Here is a 6,457-nt window from a genome sequence, read left to right on the forward strand (position 1 = left end):
ATCATCTCCTCCGAAGTGCGAACGCCAAGACCACTTTCTTCTCCCTCTTGTAGAGCCATGCGGATCGCTTCAATCTTAGACTGACGCTCCTGGTCCCGTCGAATTAGGTCGCGAATGTATTCGCTAGCATTGCCGAAATCGCCTGACTCGATACGGGCATTGATCCACGCCTCGTTCTTCCTCGTAACGCTAATGGTTTTCGGTATAGTCGCCATAAATTGCCAGCCTGGTTTAATAATAAATATGATAATTTCATAATATATCATATTATTTATTAATTCGAAAGGTATCAACTCACTCCCTGGGCAATTTCTGGCGCTCTTATCGGAGCCACGAGCGAGGTGAGGGGGTCGGGAGTGTTTGTGTGCAGCGTTTAGCCCCTAGCGAAAAGGTTCATGCTATCCCAAAAATTTCATGTAGGGCTTCAGCGAAACACAAGCACACCCTACCCCCTCACCTCGCCCCACCACTTCGCCATTAGGCATCCAAGCGATCCAGCAAACTATCTAACTCTGCCTGTGAAAAGAAGTTAATGCGTAGCTCCCCTGCCCCCTTGCTGTCCATAGTTAACGCAACTTTAGTCCCCAAGGCCCGCCGAAACCTTTCTTCTAACCGCTGCACCGCCGGATTAGCCAAAAATTTTTCTTCCCGGCGCCTGCTAGCCCCCTCCCCACTACCTCCTCCGGCCCCAATCTCCCCGCCCCGCGCCAATCTTTCAGCCTCTCGAACCGACAAGCCGAGTTCGATTATCTTGCGCAAGAGGCTGCGCTGTTTAGCCTCATTGTCGAGCATCAGCAGTGCGCGCCCATGTCCCGCGCTGATTGTCTTATTGATGAGCTCTTCCTGAATATCGGTCGGCAAACGCAGCAAGCGCAGTGCATTGGCAACAGATACGCGATCTTTTCCGACAGTCTTAGCCACCTCCTCCTGTGAAGAAGCAAACTCGTCAATTAAACGCCGATAAGCGCGAGCTTCCTCGATTGGGTTTAGGTCAGAGCGTTGAACGTTTTCTACGATAGCTAGCTCCAGAGTTTCCTTGTCAGTTAGATTTCTAACAATGGCCGGGATTGTTTGAAGCCCCGCACGTTCTGCCGCACGAAAGCGCCGCTCGCCCGCAACAATTTCGAATTTCGCCCCATCGACTTCGTGTGGACGGACAATTATTGGCTGCAACAGACCACTAGACTTTATCGATCCAGCGAGCGAATCAATTTCATCATCAGCAAAAAACTCTCGCGGCTGCGAAACATTTCGTCGGATACTAGATAATGACAATTGCCTGATAGAAAACTCCCCTGCGCGATCCCCTTCCTCCTCAAACGACTCAACTGAGTCGGTAGCTTCCGCATTGCTAGTAGTAAGCGCCTTTACGAGATCTTTTGCTTTGCGACTGCTCACTTCGTCAAAACGGGCTTTGATTGCCTCAATAGAGCTAGCACTTTCTAAATGAGCAGGTTCTTGAATTGCAATTCCTGTTCTTTGCGAGACGCTCTGATTGAGCGGCTCAGGCTTAGCGCTTAGCTGCGAGGTAACGTCAATATCTACTAAGGTAGAGCGCATCAGCGCACCTAATCCTCGCCCTAACGCCTGACGTCTTAGCTGGGGGTTACTCTTAGGAGGCTCGCCCTTGCCGCTCGCTGCGGAGATTCCGCGAGACGAGGTCGCCATTATATTAGGGCGCTTGCCCTTCTTGCCGGACGAATCAACTGAAGCTTTTGAACTCATAATTGCCTTACGCGCTATGTGTCTGAAATTATTAACGTTTTTTCGCGATAGCGTTTCTAATGTATTGCTGCTTATATTGTTAGAACGCGGATAAGCCACAAGTTAGCGATTTACCAATAGCCGCCTCATCGCATCCTTTAAATTAGTTTTCTTTTTTTCCTCTGGTTTTTTGCCCTCTACGCGTTCGCGCACTTCTCTGGCCAAAGACTGATAAGCTCCCGCACCTATAGAAAGTGGATCGTAAATTATAATGGGCTGGCCAAAGCTGGGGCACTCGCTAAGGCGCACGTTGCGAGGAATAACTGTGTCAAAAACTTCAGTCTTAAAAAACTCCCTAACCTCCTTCTCGACTTGACGGGAAAGATTGGTGCGAGAATCAAACATCGTCAAGACTACGCCAACCAAGCCGAGTTCTGGATTTAGCTGCTGCCTAGCTAGGTTCACCGACTCGAGCAAGGAGGAAATCCCCTCCAAGGCATAGTACTCGCATTGCAAAGGCACCAAAATCGAGTCGCTAGCTACAAAAGCATTTACCGTAAGTAGCCCCAGAGAGGGCGGACAATCGAGAAAAATGTAATCATATCGACTACGTAGCTGCTCTAGCTCCTTTTTCAATACGAGCTCCCTCCCCACTCGGCCGCTGAGCTCTATTTCTGAACCAACCAGATCCGAGTTTGATGGCGCAAGCCAGAGCGTATCCAGCGCCGTGTTGACTATAACAGTTCCCAAAGGAACGGAATTTGAAAAAACATCGTAAATAGTCTCGGCAAGCCCATGCTTGTCGATTCCTAAGCCACTAGTTGTGTTTCCCTGAGGATCTATATCGATAAGCAATACTTTGCATCCATCTTCGGCCAATGCCGCCGATAGGTTAACCGATGTTGTAGTCTTGCCGACACCGCCCTTCTGATTTGCTATAGCAATTACTTTTCCCATTTGACTCTTTTATCACAAGGGCGCGGCTATAAAAAGCTAGAACTGCGGATTGGGAGATAATTGCCTAGGAAGCTAAGTGTTCCACGTGAAACACTTAGCTTAAGTCCATCGAAATGTTCCACGTGAAACATGCTAAGTAAGCATTAGGTTAGAAAGATTAAAAAGGCTAGACTTGTCTTCTGAACCTTAATTCGCCGCGGCGAGCGCTCAGTCGTTCGTGAAGCGCCCGCCGCGGGCAATAAATCACCTCCTTTCTTCCCGTGGCCGTCCGAGAGACGGACACAGGAGTACAAAAATTAAACAACAAAATAAAAAGACGACCTTCGCGGTCGTCTTTACAATGAATACGAACTTTCTCATAACCCCTCCTTCCAGCTTAAGCCGGAAAAAAGATTAAAGAAATAGATAAAGCCGAGCCTTTGCTTCAAGTAAGTTGAAGCAAAGGCTTTATGTATGTTCCGTCTGCTCTAAGTAGCTGCTGTTTGTTTTGGAAAGCGAGGAGGAAAGCAGTGCAACCAAAGGTTTAAAAGAACGGTAGTATTTCTGCGGACTATAAATCCCCCTTTCCTTGCTAATGCGCCCCTAAGGGATTTGAAAGCCATAACAGAAATAGTTTCAATAATGCGATAGTAGTTTACCTAAAACCGCAGAATAAAAACAATAGGTTCTTTATGTTTAGTAGCCGCAGAGTGGTAGAGTTAAAGATTCCAAGCGTGAAGAGACAAAAGAGGGTATTGGCGAAGTCTCTGAGGAAAAGGAAGCTAAAAAAGAAGCCCTTTGTGCCATTGTTTGAGCAAGTTCAGGAAACAGTGAATAATACCAATACGTTACTAGAGGCAGATATAGGTAATACTTTGCAAAAAGCATGCGAAAATGCCGGCGAGAAAATTGCAGATGCAGTGGAGAATGTGGTTGCCAAAGTGGTCGAAGGAGTTCTTGGGAGAGCTGACGCGGAAGCAGTCGGTAATTCCTCGAACGTGCTCGAATCGGCGCGGTTAGGAAACTTCAATAAGAAGTATCGCCGTAAGAAAATCTCAAAATCTCAAAAACGAAAAAGCAAAAGTGGCGTGTGATCCAGGGTAAGTCCCGCTAATTATTGATTAAGATCTTACCGTTTCCAAAAAGCAAGTTAAATATTTTACTTTTTGGAAACGGTATTTGTTGTCTATTGGCAAGTGCTTACGCACTTGCTGTTTATAGCATTTACAAAAAGGATTTTTGTAAATGCTATAAATCTGGCGAACAGCGAGTAGTCGCCAAGGTAGACCCCTATATTCTTTACCTATCCTTTAAGCTTGCCGATTATCTACTGTGCGGCCTTTCCCTTAGGCTGTGTCTGTGTCGGCAAATCAGCGAATAGTAGCTTCGTTAAGAGTAGGTTTTTGTCATGATGGATCGCAAGCGGCGCATAGTTTTTGTAGATGATGAACCGAATATCCTTAGCGCCTTAAGGCGTTCTCTAGGTCACATGAGCAGGGAGTGCGAACTTAGCTTCGTTCGCACTAGCAAAGAGGCGTTGCAAATTATAGAGCAAAATCCCATCGATATAGTTGTAACAGATGTGCGAATGCCCGAAATGGATGGAGTGACGCTTCTCTCGCTGGTTCGGGATCGCTCTCCTGGAACTATTAGAATGGTGTTCTCAGGTCAAGCGAATAGGGGGTCAACTATAAGAGCCTTAAATGTCGCTCATCGCTACGAATCAAAACCCTGCGAATCGGAGGTTTTGCAGAGGAGACTCTCGAGGATATGCACTCTTTGCCGCATGTCTAAAACGAGCTGGATAAAGAATGATATTGGGCAAACGGCTGCGCTAATTTGCCAGCCGCAGATTCTTCGAGACTTAAAAAACGAGTTAAGCAGCAGCCATCCCAGCATAGATCGGATTGCTGAACTAGTGTCAAGTGATGTAGCAGCAACTGCAAAAGTGCTTCAAATTGCAAATTCTAGCTTTTTCTCGAATAACCAAGTTTCTACTACTGCCGCCGAGGCGGTGATGTGTCTTGGGATTGATTTCCTTCATGTGTTAGTGGAAAACGAGAATTTGTTTTTTTCCTCCGAGGACAAGACTGTTGTCGATGAAGTGATTAACATTAACCGATGTTCGCTCGCATTGGGCAATAAGTCTCTCGAGTTGATGAGAGCCAAGATTTCGGACGAGTCGTTAGCGCGAGCTGCCTTTACAGTGGGTATGCTAAAGGAAGTCGGACGTCTAGTCTTGCTAGCAAGCAGTGCGGAAAAATATTTGGCAGTCAACGAATTGGCCTACACATCGCGACTTCCGCTTCGCGCTGCTGAGAGAAAAATATTTGGCGTAAGTCATAGAGAAGTTGGAGCCTATCTACTTGGCTTATGGGGTTTGCCGGGGTCGATTGTAAATCTGCTTACGTGCGAAAACTGTCCCATGCGCAAGGCTTGCGAGAATTCAGCGATGCAGCTTGCCATCTCAGCTGCTGAAACCTGCTGTGATGATAATTATTCTCTTGAATCAGACTTGATGTGCAAGATATTTTAAATTCTTCAGATATTGTAGACTAATGAAGCCAGAAAAACCTAAACAAAGGCGGCTAAAAGATTCATCTATAAGTCGTCGTATGTCGACGCATAAAGTGAATGGTTGTGTTCAGTCACAGCCCGCAATTTTATCGGCCGATTATGCAGCTATATACAACTCGGTTGTCGAGGCGGCTGCCGACATGATTCTCGTAGCTAGTCCAGATGGAAAAATAGAATACGTCAATCCCGCCTTTACGGCCGTTACGGGCTATCGTGCCGATGAGGTAATTGGCCAAAACCCGCGCATCCTGAGTTCTGGTTGCCACAGCAGTGAGTTCTATCGCGATATTTGGCAGGACATTCTAAGCGGAAAAACATGGAATGGCGAGATTATTAACAGGAAAAAGGACAACACGCTCTATCCGGAGGAAATGAGCATTACGCCAGTGCTCGACGAGAAAGGAAGCATCAAGCACTTTGTTGCTATAAAACGCGATGTTTCCAAGAAAAAAGCCATGGAAGCTCAGCTAATGCATGCACAGAAGCTAGAATCCGTCGGGCGACTGGCGGCGGGAGTGGCGCACGAGATGAACACTCCGGTACAGTACGTTCGAGATAACGTCGTTTTTGTTAAGAATAAGTTTAACCTGCTCGTTAGGCTTTTTGAGATGTACGATCAGTTCGAGCGACATGTTGCCGACTTAGGCGATTTGGAGGAATGTCGGGCTGGGATACGGGAGACAAAGGAGACAATAGACATAGATTATCTCGTCTGGGAAATTCCGTTGGCGTTGGAACAGACTCTTGAGGGGCTAAATTCGGTAATCCAGATACTGTGGTCGATGAAGGAGTTTTCCCATCCAGGAACCATGGTAAAACAACCAGTGGATATCAATTCTGTCTTGAGAAGCACCGCTAAAGTATCAACTAATGAATGGAAATACGTAGCTGAGTTAAGGCTAGAGCTAGATGCAACCTTGTCCAAGATAATGGCCTATCCAGGCCATTTAAACCATGCATTTCTAAACATCATCGTAAATGCCGCTCAGGCAATTGCAGATGTGACGCAGAATGGGCAAAAGGGCAGGGGGAGTATCACTATCAGCACAAAAAAGAGGAAAGGCGGCGTAGAAATTAGGATAAGCGATACTGGTGGTGGAATTCCAGATGATATTGGCCAAAAGATTTTTGATCCCTTCTTTACAACTAAGGATGTTGGAAGCGGTACTGGTCAAGGGCTGTCGATGGTTTATACCACTATAGTCGAAAGACATGGCGGTTCTATCGACTACGAAAGCAA

Annotated in this window: 6 protein-coding genes; 3 read left to right on the forward strand and 3 right to left on the reverse strand. The window is 46.6% G+C overall.

The genetic code is table 11. From position 1 onward, the window contains the following. The 3 genes from IT291_09765 to IT291_09775 all read right to left on the reverse strand — a co-directional run. Positions 1-215, reverse strand: a 215-nt coding sequence (locus IT291_09765) for a type II toxin-antitoxin system ParD family antitoxin (protein MCC6221512.1), incomplete at its 3' end; no start/stop codon positions are given. Between the two features lie 262 nt (positions 216-477). Next, positions 478-1,725, reverse strand: a complete 1,248-nt coding sequence (locus IT291_09770; GenBank protein ID MCC6221513.1) for a ParB/RepB/Spo0J family partition protein — start codon at positions 1,723-1,725, stop codon at positions 478-480. Between the two features lie 102 nt (positions 1,726-1,827). After that, positions 1,828-2,661: a ParA family protein gene (locus IT291_09775; GenBank protein MCC6221514.1), complete on the reverse strand. Its 834-nt coding sequence runs from the start codon at positions 2,659-2,661 to the stop codon at positions 1,828-1,830. Positions 2,662-3,374: 713 nt separating this feature from the next. Between IT291_09775 and IT291_09780 the strand changes: the two genes are divergently transcribed. The 3 genes from IT291_09780 to IT291_09790 form a co-directional block, all read left to right on the forward strand. Further along, on the forward strand, positions 3,375-3,734 hold the full coding sequence (locus IT291_09780; GenBank protein ID MCC6221515.1) for a hypothetical protein: 360 nt from the start codon (positions 3,375-3,377) through the stop codon (positions 3,732-3,734). 314 nt (positions 3,735-4,048) lie between these two features. Then, positions 4,049-5,176 carry an HDOD domain-containing protein gene (locus IT291_09785; protein MCC6221516.1) on the forward strand — a complete coding sequence of 376 codons (1,128 nt, stop codon included), beginning with the start codon at positions 4,049-4,051 and terminating at the stop codon, positions 5,174-5,176. 79 nt (positions 5,177-5,255) lie between these two features. Further along, a partial coding sequence (locus tag IT291_09790) for a PAS domain S-box protein (GenBank protein MCC6221517.1) occupies positions 5,256-6,457 on the forward strand: 1,202 nt, incomplete at its 3' end.

The sequence above is a fragment of the Deltaproteobacteria bacterium genome, assembly GCA_020845775.1.
Taxonomy (GTDB): domain Bacteria; phylum Bdellovibrionota_C; class UBA2361; order SZUA-149; family JADLFC01; genus JADLFC01.